The sequence below is a fragment of the Streptomyces sp. NPDC058335 genome (assembly GCF_042723915.1).
Taxonomy (GTDB): domain Bacteria; phylum Actinomycetota; class Actinomycetes; order Streptomycetales; family Streptomycetaceae; genus Streptomyces.
In genome coordinates, this window is sequence record NZ_JBHXHX010000010.1 from 147,208 (window position 1) to 165,619 (window position 18,412).

The following is an 18,412-nucleotide window of genomic DNA, read 5'->3' on the forward strand; positions in this document are numbered from 1 at the left end:
GGCCGCCATGGAGACCACCACGCCGCCACGGCCAGGGCTGCGGGAGATGAAGAAACGCCGCACCCACGACGAGCTGCTGCGGGCGGCCGTCCGTCTGTTCACCTCGCAGGGGTACGAGCGGACGACCGTCGACGAGATCGCGGAGGCCGTGGACGTCTCGCAGCGCACCTTCTTCCGCTACTTCGCCGGCAAGGAGGAGGCCGCCCTCGCCCTGGAGGGCATCACCGTCGGGCATTTCGTCGCGGGGGTGCGCGCCCGCCCGGCCCACGAGGCGCCGATGGAGGCCCTGCGACAGGCGGTCCTGGAGGGCTGGAGCTCCCTCAGCGAGGCCATCGAGTCGATCGCGTCCGTCGAGCTGTATCTGCGCATGTACCGCGTGATCGAGTCGACGCCCGTCCTGCTCGCCGCCCATCTGCGGCGCTCGGCGGAGACCGAGGAGGCGATCGCGCGGGTGCTCGCGGAACGGGAGGGGCTCGACGTGGACGCCGACCCCCGGCCGCGGCTGGCGGTGGCCGTGTTCGGCGCGGTGATGCGGGTGACGGAACGGCAGTGGATCACCGGCGAGGACTACAGCCTGGAGGGGATGCGCGAGCTGACGTCCCGCTACCTCGATCAGGTGGGACCGGCCCTGCTGGGCGGCTGGCGCGCCGACACGTGACGTACGACGTGATCGCGTCCGCCTGGACGGGTGTGGGGTCCGAAGGGTGCTATGACCACCGACACGCCCGATGAAACGTGATCCCCGTCACTCCTGTCACCCGAGACCTTCTCGTTCTCCTAGTGTGTCCTCCCAGTGACTTCCTTCGACACCTCCCCGCAACTGACGGCATGGCGCACACTGCTCGCGCTGGCCGTGGTGTTCGTGATGCTGGCGACCACCGGTTGGACCGCCATGCACCGGCACGAGGGGACCACCGCGCTCAAGTCCTCGCTCAGCGCCTGGGAGCGCGGCCGGGTCGCCGGGCGGCAACTGCCCGACCCGCAGGCGGCCCCGGCCCGGCTCGCGCGGTTCTTCGCCTCCCTCACCGCGGCCCAGCGCGGCAGACTCGCCGAGCGCTATCCCCTCGCCGTCGGCAACATGAACGGCGCCCCCGCCACGCTCCGCTACCGCGCCAACCGGATCGCGCTCCAGGAGCAGATCGGGGTGGAGCGGGCCCGGACCCGGGACAAGCGGCTCTCGCCCGCCGGACAGCACGAGGCCGGGCGGCGCATGCACCGCCTCGAGTCGATGGCCGGCGTCGACCGCCAGATCCTCGCCTTCGACCCGGAGGGCACCGGCCGGGTCGCCGAGGTGTTCGGCGACCTCGACCGCGCCGAGCGGATATCCGTCGTCGTCCCCGGCGTGGACACGGCCCTGCTCACCTTCCAGCGCACCAACCGCGAGTACTCGGCGCCGGTCGGCATGGCCCAGGCGCTGTACGCGGCCGAGCGCGAGGTGCGCCCCTCGACGCGTACGGCCGTGATCGCCTGGGCCGACTACACCTCGCCGGCCGGGCTCGGCATCGACTCGGCCACCGCGATGCGCGCCGAGCGAGGCGCCGTACGGCTGAACGCGCTGGTGCGCGGCCTGCCCGGCACCTCCCCCGTATCCCTGTTCTGCCACAGCTACGGCTCCGTGGTGTGCGGGGTCGCCGCGCACACGCTGCCGGACCGGGTGTCCGACATCGCGGTCGCCGGCAGCCCCGGGATGCGGGTGGAGAACGCCGCGCAACTGCACACCGGGGCCCGGGTGTGGGCGATGCGGGACTCCGACGACTGGGTGCAGGACGTGCCGTATCTGGAGCTGGGCGGTCTCGGGCACGGCGCGGACCCGGTGGCGTCCGGGTTCGGCGCGCGGGTGCTGTCGGCCCGCGAGGCCAGGGGCCACGGAGGCTACTTCGAGCCCGGCACGGACAGCCTGCGCAACTTCGCGGACATCGGCACCGGCGAGTACGGCTCGGTGCGGTGCGCCGACGACGATGACGCGTGCCGGGCGGATCTGCCCGGCACGACCACGGCCGGACGCGCGTAGAGACGCAGGAATTGCGGTGCGCGCGGGGAGGGGACGAGGGAGCGAGTGCCACATACGATGAGCCGCATGGGTGACGTACTGGCCGGATTTCATGCCGCCTGGGAGTTCGAGTCCGACTCCGTCCTCATCCGCTACGAACGGGGCATCCGCACACCCAAGCTGTTCTCCGCGCTGGGCGAGCGACGGATCCCGCTGGCCGCGATCGAGGCGGTCACGCTCGAACCGGGCAGGCGCGGGACGGTGGTGCTGCGCATCGCGCCGCGGCCCGGCGCCGATCCGCTGACCGAGGCGGCGGCAGGACAGCTGAAGGACAACTGCGATCCGTACCGGCTGGTGCTGCCGGGCGAACGGGACGCGCTCGCGGAGTACTACGCCGACGAGCTGCGGGCGGGGCTGACGGAGTCCGGTCCCGCCGAGCGGTTCCTGGTGGCCGCTCCGGAGGTGCCGCTGTCGTTCAAGGCGTACGACGCGAAGGCGTCCTTCGACGGGCGGACCGTACGGTTCCGCTGGTTCTGGACGGGGGCCTCGTCCGCGAAGTGGAAGGCCGGCGACCAGAGCTTCGCGGTGTCGGAGCTGAGCGGGGTGGAGTGGCGCTCGCCCGAGGTCTTCGAGGGGTATCTGCGGCTGCTGCGCGGGGACGACCTGCCCGCGCAGGCCGACCAGGACCCGGCGACCGTGGTGTTCGGGCTGGGGTACGGGGCCGTGCACGAGTCGCTGCCGTTCGCGGCGGCCGTGCTGTCCGCGGTACGTCGCGGCGGTGGGCCCATGGCCGCGGTGGCGGCCTCGAGCCCACGCCGCGATCCGGCGGACGTGGCCGAGCGGATCCGTCATCTCGGCGAACTCCACACGGCCGGACTGGTCACCGACGAGGAGTTCTCCGCGAAGAAGGCGGAGCTGCTCGCGGAGCTCTAGTCCCTAGCGGAGCTCTAGTCCCTAGGAGAGGGCTTCCCGGCCGGCCGAGGTGAAGGTCATGTCCGCGTACCGGTCGCCCGCGACCTTGTCCGCGATCGGCTCCAGGAGCGCCAGCTCGTCAGCGCTCAGCTCGATGGCCGTCGCGCGTACGTTCTCCTCCACCCGGCCCGCCTTGCGGGTCCCCGGGATCGGGATCACCGGCAGGCCGTGGACGCCGGCCTGCTGCTGGACCCAGGCCAGGGCTATCTGGGCCGGGGTGGCGTCGTGGGCCCGTGCGACCGCGCGGACCGGCTCCAGGAGGGCGGCGTTGGCCGCCGCGTTCTCGCCGGTGAAGCGGGGCTGCTGACGGCGGAAGTCGTCGGCGGTGAGGTCCTTGTCGGCGTCGGCGAAGGAACCGGTGAGGAAGCCTCGCCCGAGCGGGGAGTACGGCACGAGCGCGACACCCAGCTCACGGGCGGCGGGCACCACCCGGTCCTCGATGTCCCGGCTGAACAGCGACCACTCCGACTGCACGGCGGCGATCGGGTGCACGCCCTGCGCGGCCCGCAGCTCGGCGGCCGTGACCTCGCTCAGGCCCAGGTGCTTGACCTTGCCCTCGCGCACCAGCTCGGCCATCACGCCGACGGTGTCCTCGATCGGCACGGCGGGATCGCGCCGGTGCATGTAGTAGAGGTCGATGACGTCGACGTCCAGGCGCTTCAGGCTGGCCTCGACGGCCTGGCGGATGTAGGGCGCGTCGTTGCGGATGACCCGGCGGGAGGGATCGTCCGCGGGGATCGACAGGGCGAACTTGGTGGCGATGACGACCTCGTCGCGGTGCGCCTTGAAGAACGGGGCGAGGAACTCCTCGTTGGCGCCGGCGCCGTACGCGTCCGCCGTGTCGTACAGGGTGACGCCCAGGTCCAGGGCGCGGTCCAGGGCGGCCCGTGACTCCTTCGCGTCCGAGGGGCCGTAGGCGAAGCTCATGCCCATGCAGCCCAGGCCCTGCACGCCCACCTCCGGGCCCGCGTCGCCGAGTCGTGCCATGGGGATCCTGCTGTCGGTCATCGGGTCCTCTCCGATTCGTACGCCCGTGTGGCGTCCGAGTAGAACGTGATCTTCCGGTCGAGTACGGCGAGGGTGTCCTGGAGTTCGGCGATCCGCGCCCGGACGTCCCGGCGGGTCTGTTCGAGCAGCTCGCGGCGCTCGCCGAACGTGTCCTCGCCCTCGCGCACCAGCTCCGCGTACCGGACCGTGTCGGCGACCGGCATACCGGTCAGCCGCAGCTTTCCGACGAGGTCGAGCCAGTCGAGGTCGCGGTTGCTGTAGCGGCGCTGGCCGGTGTGCGAACGGTCGACGTGGGCCATCAGCCCGATCCGCTCGTACCAGCGCAGGGTGTGCGCCGTCAGGCCGGTGAAGGCGGCCACCTCGCTGATCGTGTAGCTGTCCTGCCCGTCGGGGCGGGGATGCCCCGGTGGCGGGGCGGAGCAGACGTCTGCGGGGTGGTCTTCTTCGGTGGTCACGGGTGTGGTCTGCAACACCGTCATGCCCTCCACGCTATGACCTTCGAGCGCACTCCAAGCAAGCGATTACGGTAAGAAGTCCGAAGGTAGGCTCATGGCCATGTCGCTCACGAGCCTCGCGCTGATCGAGAACTGGCCGGTCCCCTCCGCCGCGGCGGGTGTCGTACGGGCCGACGGTACGGTCCTGGGCACGCACGGCCCGGTCGGCCGGCGTTTCCCGCTGGCCTCGGTGACCAAACCGCTGACCGCGTACGCCGCCCTCGTCGCCTACGAGGAGGGCGCGGTCGAGCTGGACGAGCCGGCCGGGCCGCCCGGAGCGACCGTCCGCCATCTGCTCGCGCACACCTCCGGTCTGGCCTTCGACGAGCACCGCGTGACGGCGCCGCCCGGCGACCGCCGGCTGTACTCCAACGCCGGTTTCGAGCAGCTCGGGGACCACATCGCGAAGGCGACGGACATCCCGTTCGCGGAGTATCTGCGGCAGGCGGTGCTGGAGCCGCTGGGGATGGCGGCGACCTCGCTGGAGGGCTCGCCCGCCAAGGACGGCGTGTCGACCGTCGAGGATCTGCTGCGGTTCGCCGCCGAGGTGCAGGCGCCGCGGCTGCTGGACCCGCGGACGGTGGCGGCGGCGATGACCGTCCAGTACCCCGGCACCAAGGGTGTGCTGCCGGGATACGGCCACCAGAACCCCAACGACTGGGGGCTCGGCTTCGAGATCCGGGACTCCAAGTCGCCGCACTGGACCGGCGGTTCCTCCTCGCCGCGGACCTTCGGACACTTCGGGCAGTCCGGTACGTTCCTGTGGATCGACCACGAAGCAGGGGCCGCCGCCGTGGCGTTGACGGACCGCGCGTTCGGACCGTGGGCGGCCGAGGCATGGCCCGTGTTCACGGACGCGGTGCTCGGCGAGGTGCGGGGCGCCGGTGCCGCCCGCTGATCTCCTCCGCTAACCTCCCTCTGCACAGCACCCAATGCGTGGATCTCGGGGGAGAACGATGACAGGCGTTCAACAGGGCGGCCATTTCCGTCCGTTGGAGAGCGGTGACCCGACCTCGGTCGCGAGCTACCGGCTGGCCGCGCGGCTCGGCGCGGGCGGCATGGGCACGGTCTACCTGACGTACACGCCCGGCGGGCATCCGATCGCCCTCAAGACGATCCGTCCGGAACTGAGCGAGGACCCGGAGTTCCGCCGCCGGTTCCGCCAGGAGGTGCAGGCCGCCCAGCGTGTGCAGGGCTTCTACACCGCGCCGGTCATCGACTACGACACCGAGCACGCCCAGCCCTGGCTGGCCACCGCCTATGTGGCCGGGCCCTCGCTGGCCGCGGCCGTCGGCGAGCACGGGCCGCTGCCGGTGCCGTCGGTCCTGCTGCTGCTCGCGGGCATGGCCGAGGCGCTGTCGGTCATCCACGGGGCGGGCATCGTCCACCGCGACCTCAAGCCGTCCAACGTGCTGCTCGCCTCCGACGGTCCGCGGGTCATCGACTTCGGGATCGCCCGCGCCGCCGACGCCACCGCGCTGACCGGTACCGGCGTCTCCATCGGCACGCCCGCGTTCATGTCGCCCGAGCAGGCCGCCGGGAAAAAGGTCACGCCCGCGTCGGACGTGTTCGCGCTCGGTCAGGTGGCCGCGTTCGCGGCGCGCGGCACCGGGGCGTACGGGGACGGGCCCTCCCACGCGGTGCTGTACCGGATCGTGCACGAGGAGCCCGATCTGAGCGGGCTCGCGGAGCAACTCGGCTTCATCGCCCGCTGCCTGGCCAAGGACCCGGCCGAGCGGCCCTCCCCCGCCGAGATCATCACCCTGTGCCAGGAGGCGTCGCCGACGCCGCTGCGCCAGTCCGGGTCGTGGCTGCCGGAGGCCATCGCCGCGCAGATCACCCAGCGGGTGTCGGCCTCGGCCGCGCTGGCGGCGCCCCCCGCACCGACGGCGCCGGTCACCCAGCCCGACCTGAGCCCGCCCCCGCAGCCCCCGCAGACCCCCGCGCAGGCCCCGGTGCACGCGGCGCCCACCGCCGCGGCCACGCATGTGCCGCCGACGCCCTCGTTCGGGCCGGTCGTCCCGCCGCCCCACCCACAGGCCCCGTACCAGCCGTCGTACAGCCCGCCGACCGGGCCGCAGCCGCCCTTCCCTCATCAGCAGCACGCCCATCCACAGCCCGCCTGGCGTCCGCTGCCGCTGCCGCCGAAGAGGAGCCAGACCGGAAAGTGGATCGGGATCGGCATCGCGGCCGTGGTGGGCCTGTCCTGGCTCGGCGGCTGCGCGTCCTTCATCAAGGGCCTCGGCGACTCGTCGGACGCCTCGGCGACGAGTGGCGGCACCAGCGGCGGAACCAGCGGCAGCACCGACTCGCAGAGCACGCGGCCGCAGCCCGATCCCACCCCGGTCATCTACCGGGGCATCAACATTCCCGAGAGCTACTCCGTCCGGTTCGCGGACTCCCCACCGAAGCCCATCGAGGCCCCCGACGGCAGCAGCCCCCGCTACGAGTCGGACAGCGACCTCTACTACTACGACGCGGGCGGCTCGAGCAGCGACCCTGTGCTGGGCAGCAGCGGCGAGAAGGTCGTCCTGCTGAACAACGCCCAGAAGGGCTCGCTGGCCACCTGCCGCGCGGAGACCCGGTACACCAAGGAGATCGCGCTCTCCCAGGTCTCCAAGGGGTCGCAGATGTGCGTGCACAGTTCCTTCGGCCACATCGCCCTGGTCACCTTCAAGGGCAGCGCCCCGGAGAACGACCCCAGCGACTACGTCACGGTGGACGTCACGGTGTGGCGCAACGCGGAGGACCCCAGCTCGGAGGGGTAGGCCGGCTCAGGCCGACATCTCCCAGACCAGCACCTCGGCCGGGCTCGCCCCGGCCACCAGTTGCAGATCCTTCTCGTCGGCGGCGCGCACCGCGTCCCCCGGCCCCAGCTCGTGCGGGCCGAGCCGGACGGTGCCGCCGACGACATGGACGTAGACCCGCGGCGCGTCGGGCACGGCCGTCCGCTCCCCCGCCGACAGCCGCCGTACGTGCAGCATCGCGCCGGCCTCCGGGACGGCGTACGGCGTGGAGTCGGCGATGCCGCGGACGAGGTCGTAGGCGGGCTCGCCGCCCGGCTCCAGCGGGGCCAGCCACATCTGCACGAAGGTCAGCGGTCCCGTGCCGTCGTTGCGCTCGACGTGCCGCACCCCGGCCGCCGAGCTGAGCCGCTGCACGTCGCCGGGGCGCACCGACGTCTCGTGGCCGCGGGAGTCGCGGTGGGTCAGCTCGCCCTCGACGACCCAGGTGACGATCTCCGTGTGGCTGTGGGGGTGTTCGCCGAAGCCGGCGCCGGGGGCCAGGCGCTCCTCGTTGCAGGCGATCAGGGCGCCGAAGCGGAGGTTGCCGGGGTCGTAGTGGGGGCCGAAGGAGAAGGCGTGCCGGGTCTCGATGCCGGCCGCCGGGTCCCCGCCCGGGTAGCGCTCGTCGGCGCGGCGTACGTCCATCACGGGACCACCGTAGACCCGCCGGCGGACGGGCCGTGCCCTCGCCCGCGACCCGCCCACGCATGGTCGCGTCCCGATAAGGCAGTCTTGTCCACGTGCCCGAACCCGAAGTCCGCAACACCCGAGCCGCAGCACACGCCGCCCACGCCCACACCGCGACCCTGAAGCGGCTGGAGAAGTCCTCCGGGAGTCTCGCCGCCCAGGCCATCACGCGCATGGACGAGACGCTGCCGTGGTACCGGGCCATGCCCCCGGAGAACCGTTCCTGGATCGGTCTGGTGGCCCAGGCGGGCATCGCCGCGTTCACGGAGTGGTTCCGCCGTCCCGACGCCCCGCAGGCCATCTCCACCGATGTGTTCGGGACGGCGCCGCGCGAGCTGACCCGGGCCATCACCCTGCGGCAGACCGTCGAGATGGTGCGCACCACGATCGAGGTGATGGAGAGCGCGATCGACGAGGTCGCGGCCCCCGGCGACGAGAACGTGCTGCGCGAGGCGCTCCTGGTGTACGCCCGCGAGATCGCCTTCGCCACCGCCCAGGTGTATGCCCAGGCCGCCGAGGCACGCGGTGCCTGGGACGCGCGGCTGGAGTCGCTCGTCGTGAACGCCGTGCTCAGCGGGGAGGCCGACGAGGGCGCCGTCAGCCGGGCCGCCGCCCTCGGGTGGAGCGCGCCCGAGCATGTGTGCGTGGTCCTCGGGACCGCGCCGGACGGGGACTCCGAGCTGACGGTGGAGGCGATCCGGCGGGCCTCGCGGCACGCCAAGCTCCAGGTGCTCACCGGGGTGCTCGGCTCGCGGCTCGTCGTCATCGCGGGCGGCAGCGACAATCCGATGGCCGTGGCCAAGTCCCTGATCGGGCCGTTCGCGGCGGGGCCGGTCGTCGCGGGCCCTGTGGTGCCCGACCTGCTCGCCGCGACCCGCTCCGCGCAGGCCGCCGCCGCCGGACTCAAGGCGTGCTCCGCCTGGCAGGACGCGCCGCGGCCGGTGCTGGCGGACGATCTGCTGCCGGAGCGCGCGATCGCCGGTGATCCCGGCGCGCGCGAGCAGTTGGTGGAGGAGATCTACAGACCGCTGGAGGAGGCGGGCTCCGCGCTGCTGGAGACCCTCGCCGTCTATCTCGAGCAGGCGTCCAGTCTGGAGGGTGCCGCGAGGATGCTGTTCGTCCATCCCAACACCGTGCGCTACCGGCTTCGACGTGTGACTGACGTCACCGGTTGGTCGCCGTCGGATGTACGCTCTGCGTTCACCTTGCGCATCGCGCTGATCCTGGGGCGTCTCGTCGACGGGGACCCCCAGAGCTAGCGTTTTGTCGGAGGCCCACAAAACCCCCTGCCGTTCTTCGTCCCTGTCCCCACGGGCGGCCGTGCCCGTACCCAAGAGAGAGTGTGAGAGTGCTCGTACTCGTCGCTCCCGGCCAGGGCGCACAGACGCCCGGCTTCCTGACCCCCTGGCTCGAACTGCCCGGCGCCGCCGCCCGTGTCGCCGGGTGGTCGGACGCCATCGGACTGGACCTCGCCCACTACGGCACCCAGGCCGACGCGGACCAGATCCGCGACACCGCCGTGGCACAGCCGCTGCTGGTCGCGGCCGGAATCCTGTCGGCCGCGGCACTGGGCGACCTCGCGGACATCGCGCCCGGCGCGGTCGCCGGTCACAGCGTCGGCGAGATCACCGCCGCCACGTTCGCGGGTGTCCTCGACGACACCGCCGCGCTGACCCTCGTCCGCAAGCGGGGCCGGGCCATGGCCGAGGCCGCCGCGATCACCGAGACCGGCATGTCGGCGCTGCTCGGGGGCGACCCCGAGGTCTCCGTGGCGCACCTGGAGAAGCTGGGCCTGACCCCGGCGAACGTCAACGGCGCCGGCCAGATCGTCGCCGCGGGCACGCTGGAGCAGCTCGCCGTGCTGAACGAGGACAAGCCGGAGGGCGTGCGCAAGGTCGTTCCGCTGAAGGTCGCCGGCGCGTTCCACACGCTCCACATGGCCCCCGCGGTCGAGACGCTGGCCGCCGCCGCCAAGGAGCTGTCCCCCGCCGACCCGAAGATCGCCTACGTCTCCAACAAGGACGGGCAGGCCGTGGCGACCGGCGCCGAGGTCCTGGACCGGCTGGTCGGCCAGGTCGCCAACCCGGTCCGCTGGGACCTGTGCATGGAGACCTTCCGGCAGCTCGGCGTGACGGCGCTGATCGAGGTGTGCCCCGGCGGTACGCTCACCGGTCTCGCCAAGCGCGCCCTGCCCGGCGTGAAGACGCTGGCGCTGAAGACCCCCGACGATCTCGACGCGGCCCGCGAGGTCATCGCCGAGCACAGTGCCTGACAAGGAGCCGACGAGCATGTCGAAGATCAAGCCCAGCAAGGGCGCCCCGTACGCGCGCATCCTCGGCGTGGGCGGCTACCGCCCCACCCGGGTGGTGCCCAACGAGGTGATCCTCGAGACGATCGACTCCTCCGACGAGTGGATCCGCTCGCGCTCCGGCATCGAGACGCGGCACTGGGCGAACGACGAGGAGACCGTCGCCGCCATGTCGGTCGAGGCGTCCGGCAAGGCGATCGCCGACGCCGGGATCACCGCCCAGCAGATCGGCGCCGTGGTCGTCTCGACCGTGTCGCACTTCAAGCAGACCCCGGCCGTGGCCACCGAGATCGCCGACAAGCTCGGTACGAACAAGGCCGCCGCCTTCGACATCTCGGCCGGCTGCGCGGGCTTCGGCTACGGCCTGACCCTCGCCAAGGGCATGATCGTCGAGGGTTCCGCCGAGTACGTCCTGGTCATCGGCGTGGAGCGGCTGTCCGACCTGACCGACCTGGAGGACCGGGCCACCGCGTTCCTGTTCGGCGACGGCGCGGGCGCGGTCGTGGTCGGCCCCTCGCGGGAACCGGCGATCGGCCCGACGGTCTGGGGTTCCGAGGGCGACAAGTCGGAGACCATCAAGCAGACCGTGCCGTGGACGGACTACCGCGACGGCGAGGTCGCGAAGTTCCCGGCGATCACCCAGGAAGGCCAGGCGGTGTTCCGCTGGGCCGTGTTCGAGATGGCGAAGGTCGCCAAGGAGGCGCTGGACGCCGCCGGCATCACCTCCGCCGAACTGGACGTCTTCATCCCGCACCAGGCCAACGAGCGGATCATCGACTCGATGGTGAAGACCCTCAAGCTGCCCGAATCCGTCACGGTCGCGCGTGACGTACGGACCACCGGAAACACCTCGGCCGCCTCGATCCCGCTCGCGATGGAGCGGCTTCTGGCGACCGGCGAGGCGAAGAGCGGCGACACCGCGCTCCTCATCGGATTCGGGGCGGGTCTCGTGTACGCCGCGACGGTCGTTACCCTCCCCTAGGCACTCCGTGCCGGATCATGCGGTCCGGAACGGAAGACACCCAATGCCACACCCTCTGGAACACAACGAAGGAGCGCCGACATGGCCGCCACTCAGGAAGAGATCGTCGCCGGTCTCGCGGAGATCGTGAACGAGATCGCCGGCATCCCGGTCGAGGACGTCCAGCTGGACAAGTCCTTCACCGACGACCTGGACGTCGACTCGCTGTCCATGGTCGAGGTCGTCGTCGCCGCCGAAGAGCGCTTCGACGTCAAGATCCCCGACGACGACGTCAAGGACCTCAAGACCGTCGGCGACGCGACGAACTACATCCTCAAGAACCAGGACTGAGCCACTGCTGGGGCCGGATGATCCGGCCTGCCCCGCCACCCGGCGGTGGCGCCGCTGAATCCCGATCGTTGGAGAAAGAATTCCCGTGAGCCCGACCAATCGCACCGTGGTCGTCACCGGTATCGGCGCAACCACACCGCTGGGTGGCGACGCAGCCTCTACCTGGGAGGGCCTGATCGCCGGCAAGTCCGGCGTCAAGCCCCTTGAGCAGGACTGGGCGGCCGAGCAGGCCGTCCGTATCGCGGCGCAGATCGCCGTGGAGCCCACCGAGGTCATCCCGCGGCCGCAGGCCCGCAAGCTGGACCGCTCGGCGCAGTTCGCGCTGATCGCGGCTCAGGAGGCCTGGAAGGACGCCGGGTTCGAGGCCAGGGCCGGCGCCGAGACATCGGACGCTGCCGCGTCGGGCGCGTCCGTCGACCCGGACCGCCTCGGCGCGGTCATCGCCTCCGGCATCGGCGGTGTGACGACCCTGCTGGACCAGTACGACGTGCTGAAGGAGAAGGGCGTCCGCCGCGTCTCCCCGCACACCGTGCCCATGCTGATGCCGAACAGCCCGTCCGCCAACGTGGGTCTGCTCGTGGGCGCCCGCGCGGGCGTGCACACGCCGGTCTCGGCGTGCGCGTCGGGTGCCGAGGCCATCGGCTACGCCATCGAGATGATCCGTACGGGCCGCGCGGACGTCGTCGTCGCCGGGGGTACGGAGGCGGCGATCCACCCGCTGCCCATCGCCGCGTTCGGCAACATGATGGCGATGTCCAAGAACAACGACGACCCGCAGGGCGCCTCGCGTCCCTACGACACCGGGCGCGACGGCTTCGTGCTCGGCGAGGGTGCCGGTGTGATCGTCCTGGAGTCCGCCGAGCACGCCGCCAAGCGCGGGGCGCGGGTGTACGCCGAGGCGGTCGGCCAGGGCATCTCCGCCGACGCCCACGACATCGTGCAGCCGGAGCCGGAGGGCCGCGGCATCGCGCACGCCCTGCAGAACCTGCTGGACCGCACCGACCTGGACCCGGCGGAGATCGTGCACGTCAACGCGCACGCGACGTCGACGCCGGCCGGTGACGTGGCCGAACTGAAGGCGCTGCGCAAGGTGTTCGGGGACGACACCGACCACATGGCGGTCTCGGCGACGAAGTCGATGACCGGTCACCTGCTCGGCGGCGCGGGCGGTGTGGAGTCGGTGGCGACGGTCCTCGCGCTTTACCACCGGGTGGCTCCGCCGACCATCAACGTCGAGAACCTCGACCCCGAGGCCGAGGCGAACGCGGACATCGTCCGCGGCGAGGCGCGCAAGCTGCCCGTCGAGGGCCGTATCGCCGCGCTGAACGACTCGTTCGGGTTCGGCGGGCACAACGTGGTGCTGGCGTTCCGGACGGTCTGAGAACCGCTTGTACGTGTGTGAAGGGGCCCCACCCGGAGGTGGGGCCCCTTCGCGTTCGGTCTCGCGGCGTCCGGTCCCGCATGTCACACCACCTGGTGCAGCCACCTCACGGGGGCGCCCTCACCGGCGTAGCGGAACGGCTCCAGTTCGTCGTCCCAGGGCTTGCCCAGGAGCTTGGCGATCTCCGCCTCCAGGTCCGTCTCACCGCGCTGGGACCGGGTCAGGGCGGCGCGCAGCCGGTCCTCGGGGATGAGGATGTCGCCGTGGATGCCGGTGACGGCGTGGAAGATGCCCAGGTCGGGGGTGCAGCTGTAGCGCTCGCCCTCGGCGGTGGCGCAGGGCTCGGCGGTGACCTCGAAACGCATCAGGTGCCAGCCGCGCAGCGCCGAGGCGAGCTTGGAGGCGGTGCCGGCCTCGCCCCGCCAGGAGAACTCCGAGCGCCAGGTGCCGGGCGCGGCGGGCTGCCGGATCCAGTCGAGGCTGACGCGTGTGCCGAGCACCCCGGCGACGGCCCACTCGACGTGCGGGCACAGCGCGCGCGGCGCGGAGTGCACGTACAGAACTCCACGTGTCGTCACCGGGACCTCCGGGCAGAGCGGGACAGTCTTGCAGGCTGGCATGGCGGCTGTGGCGGGCGGCCACGCTGATGGCGAGGCTACCGTGCGGCGGCGCGAGGAGTGTGACGTACCGTCGGTCCCGGGCCGCCGAACGGCCCCCATTCACCCGGCAGGACGCCTGTACCGGCGTGATCGTTGCTTCCTGTCGGGTTCGGGAACTCCCGGACGTTGTCCTGGGTGGGCCGGCGAATCGTCCGGCCGGGGACCGGCCGGCGAGCGGGACGACCGAGGGGACACCAGGGGATGCCGAAGTTGAGCCACCGCTCGCGGGCCGTGGCCGCGGTGACGGCCGCGGTCGTGCTGGGCGCGGCGGGCTGCGACGTGCTGGGCGGGGACGGGCCGGGCGAGTCGGACGCCCAGGAACAGCGGAAGCCCTCGGCGTCGCCGGCTCCGGTGTGGGACAGCAGCCCCGCCTCGCTGGCCGCGGTGGGCGACTCCATCACGCGCGGCTTCGACGCGTGCTCGGTGCTGTCGGACTGTCCCGAGGTGTCCTGGGCGACCGGCGACAGCGGCGAGGTGAACAGTCTGGCCGTACGGCTGCTGGGGGTGGCGAAGGCGGCCACGCACAGTTGGAACTACGCGGCGTCCGGGGCGCGGATGGCGGATCTGCCGGCGCAGATGGCGCGGGCGGCGGCGAAGAAGCCCGCGCTGGTGACGGTGATGGCGGGGGCCAACGACGCCTGCCGGGCGTCGGTGGAGGCGATGACGCCGGTCGCCGACTTCAGGTGGGGGTTCGAGGAGTCGCTGCGCACCCTGCGCCGGACCGCGCCCGCCGCGCAGGTGTACGTGGCGAGCGTGCCGAACCTGAAGCGGCTGTGGTCGCAGGGGCGGACGAACGTGCTGGGCAAGCAGGTGTGGAAGCTGGGCGTCTGCCCGTCGATGCTGGGCGACGCGGACGCGCTGGACTCGGCGGCGAATCTGCGCCGGGAGACCGTGCAGCAGCGGGTGGAGGACTACAACACCGTGCTGAAGGAGGTCTGCGCGAAGGACCTGCGGTGCCGGTTCGACGGCGGCGCGGTGTACGAGTTCCGCTTCGGGACCGACCAGTTGAGCCACTGGGACTGGTTCCACCCGAGCAAGGACGGTCAGGCCAGGCTGGCCGAGATCGCCTACCGCAAGGTCACCGCCCGCGGCGCGTGACTTAGGGTTTCACCCATGAGCGAACACTTCGGAACACTTTCCGACGGCACCCCGGTGCACCGCTGGACCCTGGAGCGGGCGGGCGTCCGGGTGCGGGTCCTGTCGTACGGCGGGATCGTGCAGTCGGTGGAGGTCCCGGACCGGGACGGGCACATGGCGGACGTGGTGCTCGGGTTCGCGGACCTGGACGGCTATGTCACGCATCCGGAGCCCTATCTCGGCGCGCTGGTCGGGCGGTACGCGAACCGGATCGGCCGGGCCCGCTTCCCGCTGGACGAGGTGACGTACTCCCTCGCGCCGAACAACGGCCCGAACTCGCTGCACGGCGGTCAGCGCGGTTTCGACAAGCGGGTGTGGGAGGTGCGGCCGGTCGAGCACGGGCTGCGGCTGAGCCGGGTCAGCCCGCACGGCGAGGAGGGCTTCCCGGGCCGCCTCGAGGTCACGGCGACGTACACGCTGGACGCGTCGGGAGCGCTGCGGTTCGTGTACGAGGCGGTCACGGACGAGCCGACGGTGGTGAACCTGACCAACCACAGCTACTTCAACCTGAGCGGCTCGGGCCACGCCGGCGGGCACGAGCTGCGGCTGGCCGCCTCCCGGTACACGCCGGTCGACGACGGCCTCATCCCGACGGGCGAGCTGGCCGAGGTGGCGGACACCCGCTTCGACTTCCTCACGGCCCGCAAGGTCGGGGGCGGCTTCGACCACAACTTCGTGCTCGACAAGGGCGTCACGGCGGAGCCGGTCGAGGTGGCGGAGCTGTACGACCCGGCGTCCGGGCGGGTGCTGACGGTGGCCACGACCGAGCCGGGGATCCAGCTGTACACCGCGGACCACCTGGGCGAGCCCTTCGGGCCCGGCGAGGGCATCGCGCTGGAGACCCAGCACTTCCCCGACTCGCCGAACCGCCCCGAGTTCCCGAGCACCGAGCTGCGGCCGGGCGGGGTGTACCGGTCGGAGACGGTTTACGGGTTCTCGGCACGGTAGCCGGGGCTTCTCCGCACGGTGGCCGGGGACCGCTTCCGGGTGGCTCTCGGGCCCGGGGAACGTAAATAGCCCCGGTCCAGGGGTCAGGTCCCGGACCGGGGCTGCTCTTGGGGCGCAGGTCCCACGTCAGACGTTAATCGTCGCGGTGCTCCTGCGGTCCGCGAGAGACCTACCCACCTGGATTTCGTACGAACCCTTCACAAAGAACCACCGGTGGGCCGCCTCCTCCCAGATCTCGAACGCGCGGCGCGGGAGGGTGACGACGGCCTCGGCGCGCTCCCCCGGGCCCGCCTCGACGGCGGCGAAGCCGGGCGGCCGGCGTGCCGGGCGGCCGGCGTCGGGCTCGGTGGGCGCGAGGTGGGCCTAGAGCTCGACGGTGTGGAGGGTGTCGTGGGTGACGCCGTCGGGGAGGTCCGTGCCCTCCACTGGATCTGCCCGTTGGGGGCCGAGCCGGTGCCGATGAGACGCCCGGACAACCAGGCGGCCAGACCCCGGACACCCGGAACACGCACGCGGCCTTCGCGCGGTGCGGACGGGTGCCCCATGGCGTGAACCACACCTGTCACGCGATACTTCCGGCGTCCCGCGCCACGCGCCCCACCGCGACGGAAGGACCTCAATGGCCCCGCGTTCCCCACGAGTTCGTGCAGGACTCCTCGGCCTGGCCCTGGCGGCCTGCCTCTCGGTGCCGACCTCGGCCACCGCGGCCACCTCGCCCGCCGCCGCGGCCGATGCGTCCTCGGTCGCGGCCCCCACCGTCGAGGAGCTGCGGCTCGACCGGGCGGCGCCGCGGGAGATTCTCGCGGCGTCCGGATTCGACACCGTGACCCCCGAGTTCGCGCGGCTGCTCGGCGCCGCGCGCTCCTATGCGCAGGCCCGCCGTGTCGTCGTACGCGAGGGTGCGGCCCTGTGGCGGCGGGCGGTGGACCGGGCGCAGGGGCGGGGGCCGGCCGGCGGGGAGCTGAGCCGGGACGACGACCGGCCGCTGTACTGGGCGCGGTTGGGAATGTCGCGCGAGGTGCGGGAGTGGGAGCCCGGGTTCGGGCTGAGCGAAGGGCGACGGGCGGCGCTGATCGGCGACTTGGAGCGCGCCTCGCGCGGGCAGACCGACATTCGCCATCCACGGGGCGCCACGGGGCTGAAGCGGGTTCTCGTCACCGGTTTCGACCCTTTCACGCTGGACCGTGACGTGCGGATCTCCAACCCGTCCGGGGCGAGCGCGCTGGCGCTGGACGGCACGGTGATCGAGACCGCCCGGGGTCCGGCCCGGGTGGAGACGGCCGTGTTCCCGGTGCGCTGGCGGGACTTCGCGGAGGGCACGGTGGAGCGGGCACTGCGGCCGTATCTGCGGCAGGTGGACCTGTTCACGACCGTCAGCCAGGGGCGCGTGGGCCGGTTCGACGTCGAGCGGACCAACGGGGCCTGGCGGGGCGGTTTCCCGGACAACGAGAACGTGAGCCGGACCGGGACCGTCCCGGTCGCCGATCCGGCCTCACAGCCCCAGTGGACGACCACGACCCTGCCGTACCGGGAGATCGTGGCGGCGGACACCGGCCGGTTCCCCGTCTACGACAACACGAGCGTGACCGAGATCCCGGTGGGCGGCACCGGTCCCGTCGTACGGCCGGACGGGCCCACCGCCGGGTCGAGCGCGCGGGCCGGGGGCGGCGGCGACTACCTCTCCAACGAGATCGCCTACCGGGCGACCCTGCTGCGCGACCGGCTCGGGCTGCGCGAGGCGCTGCCGGGCGGCCATGTCCACACGCCCGTCCTCCAGTTCGGCGCCGGGAACACCGATCCGGCCACGGGGACGGTGACGGACCCGGAGTTCGTGCGCAACCGGCTGGACATCATCGCTCAGGTGCGGGCGATCGTGGCCGTGGCGGTCAGTGGGACCGCGGGATAGCGTCCGGCTCCTCGCGGTCGTTCTCGTCCCTGGTCTCCTCGCCCAGCAGGTCCCGTGCCATGAGCGTCGCTCCCGCGACCGCGCCCGGCATCAGGAACACCGCGACGAAGGGGACCAGGAAGGCGACCGCGAGGGGTGTGCCGAAGCCCCAGACGAGGGTCCGGCGGGAGCGCAGCAGGGCGAGCCGGGACCGTGCGTCGACGGTACGGCGCTGGAGGGCGACGGACGTCAGTTCCTCGGTCAGGAAGAAACCGGTGACGAAAAGGCCGATCACCGGCACGACCGTCTGGCCGAGAAACGGGATGAAACCGAGTGCGAAAAGCAGCACGCCCCACACCAGCGCGCGCAGCACGACCCGCAGGCTGTCGCGGGCCGAGATCCACAGCTCGCGCCAGAGCGGCAGCCCGGACACCGGGGCCGAACCGTCGGGGGAGACATCACGGTCGACCGTCTCGGAGAGGGTCTCGTAGAACGGCTGGCCGATGAGCAGCGTGGCCGCGGTGAAGGTCACCACGGCGAGCAGGAGGGCCAGGGCGAACAGCACGGCGGTGAGGAACCCGCGGAACAGTCCGCCCCAGGGACTCGACCAGTCGTCGGCGAACGGTGTCGCCCAGCCCACGAAGTCCGCGCCCCACACGGCGAGCGCCACGAGCGCGCCCAGGTAGAGGACCAGCGTGATCAGGCCGGGCACGAGCCCGAACCCGTACTGCTTCCCGTGCCGGGCCACCCAGCGCTGGCCCTGCAGGAGATATCCGAAACCCGCCCCGAGATCATGCATGGCCGGATCCTATCGGGGCGCGGGCATGCCATCCGCGCCGCTGCGC

18 protein-coding genes and 1 pseudogene are annotated in these 18,412 nt (G+C 72.3%); 13 read left to right on the top strand and 6 right to left on the bottom strand.

Features of this window, described 5'->3' with window-relative positions:
• The first annotated feature begins 7 nt into the window (after positions 1-7).
• The 3 genes from ACFWJX_RS21330 to ACFWJX_RS21340 all read left to right on the top strand — a co-directional run bounded on the left by ACFWJX_RS21330 (position 8) and on the right by ACFWJX_RS21340 (position 2,923).
• Positions 8-658 carry a TetR family transcriptional regulator gene (locus ACFWJX_RS21330; RefSeq protein ID WP_383245382.1) on the top strand — a complete coding sequence of 217 codons (651 nt, stop codon included), beginning with the start codon at positions 8-10 and terminating at the stop codon, positions 656-658.
• 135 nt (positions 659-793) lie between these two features.
• A complete protein-coding gene (locus ACFWJX_RS21335; protein ID WP_383245385.1) occupies positions 794-2,011 on the top strand; it encodes an alpha/beta hydrolase in 1,218 nt (405 codons plus the stop codon).
• A gap of 57 nt (positions 2,012-2,068) precedes the next feature.
• The gene (locus tag ACFWJX_RS21340) at positions 2,069-2,923 is read left to right on the top strand and encodes a DUF4429 domain-containing protein (RefSeq protein WP_383245387.1); all 855 of its coding nucleotides are present in this window, start codon (positions 2,069-2,071) and stop codon (positions 2,921-2,923) included.
• Between the two features lie 21 nt (positions 2,924-2,944).
• Here ACFWJX_RS21340 and ACFWJX_RS21345 read toward each other — a convergent pair whose 3' ends face one another.
• Both ACFWJX_RS21345 and ACFWJX_RS21350 read right to left on the bottom strand, forming a co-directional pair.
• Positions 2,945-3,970 (bottom strand): aldo/keto reductase, encoded by a 1,026-nt coding sequence (locus tag ACFWJX_RS21345; RefSeq protein WP_383245390.1) that lies wholly within the window; start codon positions 3,968-3,970, stop codon positions 2,945-2,947.
• A complete protein-coding gene (locus ACFWJX_RS21350; RefSeq protein ID WP_383245393.1) occupies positions 3,967-4,449 on the bottom strand; it encodes a MerR family transcriptional regulator in 483 nt (160 codons plus the stop codon). Before ACFWJX_RS21350 ends, ACFWJX_RS21345 begins: the two co-directional genes overlap by 4 nt.
• A gap of 76 nt (positions 4,450-4,525) precedes the next feature.
• Here ACFWJX_RS21350 and ACFWJX_RS21355 point away from each other — a divergent pair, with 76 nt between their 5' ends.
• The gene (locus tag ACFWJX_RS21355; protein WP_383245396.1) at positions 4,526-5,362 is read left to right on the top strand and encodes a serine hydrolase domain-containing protein; all 837 of its coding nucleotides are present in this window, start codon (positions 4,526-4,528) and stop codon (positions 5,360-5,362) included.
• 58 nt (positions 5,363-5,420) lie between these two features.
• Complete coding sequence (locus tag ACFWJX_RS21360; RefSeq protein ID WP_383245399.1) at positions 5,421-7,232, top strand: serine/threonine-protein kinase; 1,812 nt, start codon at positions 5,421-5,423, stop codon at positions 7,230-7,232.
• Positions 7,233-7,238: 6 nt separating this feature from the next.
• Here the strand turns inward: ACFWJX_RS21360 and ACFWJX_RS21365 are convergent, their stop codons facing one another.
• Positions 7,239-7,898: a pirin family protein gene (locus tag ACFWJX_RS21365; RefSeq protein ID WP_383245402.1), complete on the bottom strand. Its 660-nt coding sequence runs from the start codon at positions 7,896-7,898 to the stop codon at positions 7,239-7,241.
• A gap of 92 nt (positions 7,899-7,990) precedes the next feature.
• Between ACFWJX_RS21365 and ACFWJX_RS21370 the strand changes: the two genes are divergently transcribed.
• The 5 genes from ACFWJX_RS21370 to ACFWJX_RS21390 all read left to right on the top strand — a co-directional run bounded on the left by ACFWJX_RS21370 (position 7,991) and on the right by ACFWJX_RS21390 (position 12,938).
• Entirely contained in the window at positions 7,991-9,196 is a 1,206-nt protein-coding gene (locus ACFWJX_RS21370) for a PucR family transcriptional regulator (RefSeq protein ID WP_383245405.1), read from the top strand.
• An 89-nt stretch (positions 9,197-9,285) separates the two neighbouring features.
• Positions 9,286-10,209 (top strand): ACP S-malonyltransferase, encoded by a 924-nt coding sequence (locus ACFWJX_RS21375; RefSeq protein WP_383245408.1) that lies wholly within the window; start codon positions 9,286-9,288, stop codon positions 10,207-10,209.
• A 16-nt stretch (positions 10,210-10,225) separates the two neighbouring features.
• Positions 10,226-11,227 carry a ketoacyl-ACP synthase III gene (locus ACFWJX_RS21380; RefSeq protein WP_383245411.1) on the top strand — a complete coding sequence of 334 codons (1,002 nt, stop codon included), beginning with the start codon at positions 10,226-10,228 and terminating at the stop codon, positions 11,225-11,227.
• Positions 11,228-11,308: 81 nt separating this feature from the next.
• The gene (locus ACFWJX_RS21385; RefSeq protein WP_073493203.1) at positions 11,309-11,557 is read left to right on the top strand and encodes an acyl carrier protein; all 249 of its coding nucleotides are present in this window, start codon (positions 11,309-11,311) and stop codon (positions 11,555-11,557) included.
• Between the two features lie 85 nt (positions 11,558-11,642).
• Positions 11,643-12,938, top strand: coding sequence for a beta-ketoacyl-[acyl-carrier-protein] synthase family protein (locus ACFWJX_RS21390; protein ID WP_383245414.1), 1,296 nt, complete (start codon positions 11,643-11,645; stop codon positions 12,936-12,938).
• An 83-nt stretch (positions 12,939-13,021) separates the two neighbouring features.
• Here ACFWJX_RS21390 and ACFWJX_RS21395 read toward each other — a convergent pair whose 3' ends face one another.
• Entirely contained in the window at positions 13,022-13,516 is a 495-nt protein-coding gene (locus ACFWJX_RS21395; protein WP_383245417.1) for a DUF3145 domain-containing protein, read from the bottom strand.
• Positions 13,517-13,798: 282 nt separating this feature from the next.
• Here ACFWJX_RS21395 and ACFWJX_RS21400 point away from each other — a divergent pair, with 282 nt between their 5' ends.
• Both ACFWJX_RS21400 and ACFWJX_RS21405 read left to right on the top strand, forming a co-directional pair.
• Positions 13,799-14,695, top strand: a complete 897-nt coding sequence (locus ACFWJX_RS21400; RefSeq protein WP_383245418.1) for an SGNH/GDSL hydrolase family protein — start codon at positions 13,799-13,801, stop codon at positions 14,693-14,695.
• A gap of 15 nt (positions 14,696-14,710) precedes the next feature.
• A complete protein-coding gene (locus ACFWJX_RS21405) occupies positions 14,711-15,682 on the top strand; it encodes an aldose epimerase family protein (RefSeq protein WP_383245420.1) in 972 nt (323 codons plus the stop codon).
• A gap of 126 nt (positions 15,683-15,808) precedes the next feature.
• On the opposite strand, the pseudogene ACFWJX_RS21410 reads toward ACFWJX_RS21405, so the two are convergent.
• Positions 15,809-16,042, bottom strand: a pseudogene (locus ACFWJX_RS21410) (fibronectin type III-like domain-contianing protein); the annotation flags it as partial.
• Positions 16,043-16,301: 259 nt separating this feature from the next.
• Between ACFWJX_RS21410 and ACFWJX_RS21415 the strand changes: the two are divergent.
• Complete coding sequence (locus ACFWJX_RS21415; protein ID WP_383245423.1) at positions 16,302-17,588, top strand: pyroglutamyl peptidase; 1,287 nt, start codon at positions 16,302-16,304, stop codon at positions 17,586-17,588.
• Here the strand turns inward: ACFWJX_RS21415 and ACFWJX_RS21420 are convergent.
• A complete protein-coding gene (locus ACFWJX_RS21420) occupies positions 17,569-18,366 on the bottom strand; it encodes an EI24 domain-containing protein (RefSeq protein WP_383245425.1) in 798 nt (265 codons plus the stop codon). The two genes, ACFWJX_RS21415 and ACFWJX_RS21420, sit on opposite strands and share 20 nt — an antisense overlap.
• Between the last annotated feature and the right edge of the window lie 46 nt (positions 18,367-18,412).

Excerpts from the sequence above, each read along its gene's own strand:
- ACFWJX_RS21385 (WP_073493203.1), top strand. The coding sequence starts at position 11,309 with ATGGCCGCCACTCAGGAAGAGATCGTCGCCGGTCTCGCGGAGATCGTG.
- ACFWJX_RS21405 (WP_383245420.1), top strand. The coding sequence starts at position 14,711 with ATGAGCGAACACTTCGGAACACTTTCCGACGGCACCCCGGTGCACCGC.
- ACFWJX_RS21355 (WP_383245396.1), top strand. The coding sequence starts at position 4,526 with ATGTCGCTCACGAGCCTCGCGCTGATCGAGAACTGGCCGGTCCCCTCC.
- ACFWJX_RS21380 (WP_383245411.1), top strand. The coding sequence starts at position 10,226 with ATGTCGAAGATCAAGCCCAGCAAGGGCGCCCCGTACGCGCGCATCCTC.
- ACFWJX_RS21350 (WP_383245393.1), bottom strand. The coding sequence starts at position 4,449 with ATGACGGTGTTGCAGACCACACCCGTGACCACCGAAGAAGACCACCCC.
- ACFWJX_RS21415 (WP_383245423.1), top strand. The coding sequence starts at position 16,302 with ATGGCCCCGCGTTCCCCACGAGTTCGTGCAGGACTCCTCGGCCTGGCC.
- ACFWJX_RS21345 (WP_383245390.1), bottom strand. The coding sequence starts at position 3,970 with ATGACCGACAGCAGGATCCCCATGGCACGACTCGGCGACGCGGGCCCG.
- ACFWJX_RS21360 (WP_383245399.1), top strand. The coding sequence starts at position 5,421 with ATGACAGGCGTTCAACAGGGCGGCCATTTCCGTCCGTTGGAGAGCGGT.
- ACFWJX_RS21330 (WP_383245382.1), top strand. The coding sequence starts at position 8 with ATGGAGACCACCACGCCGCCACGGCCAGGGCTGCGGGAGATGAAGAAA.
- ACFWJX_RS21420 (WP_383245425.1), bottom strand. The coding sequence starts at position 18,366 with ATGCATGATCTCGGGGCGGGTTTCGGATATCTCCTGCAGGGCCAGCGC.
- ACFWJX_RS21340 (WP_383245387.1), top strand. The coding sequence starts at position 2,069 with ATGAGCCGCATGGGTGACGTACTGGCCGGATTTCATGCCGCCTGGGAG.
- ACFWJX_RS21400 (WP_383245418.1), top strand. The coding sequence starts at position 13,799 with ATGCCGAAGTTGAGCCACCGCTCGCGGGCCGTGGCCGCGGTGACGGCC.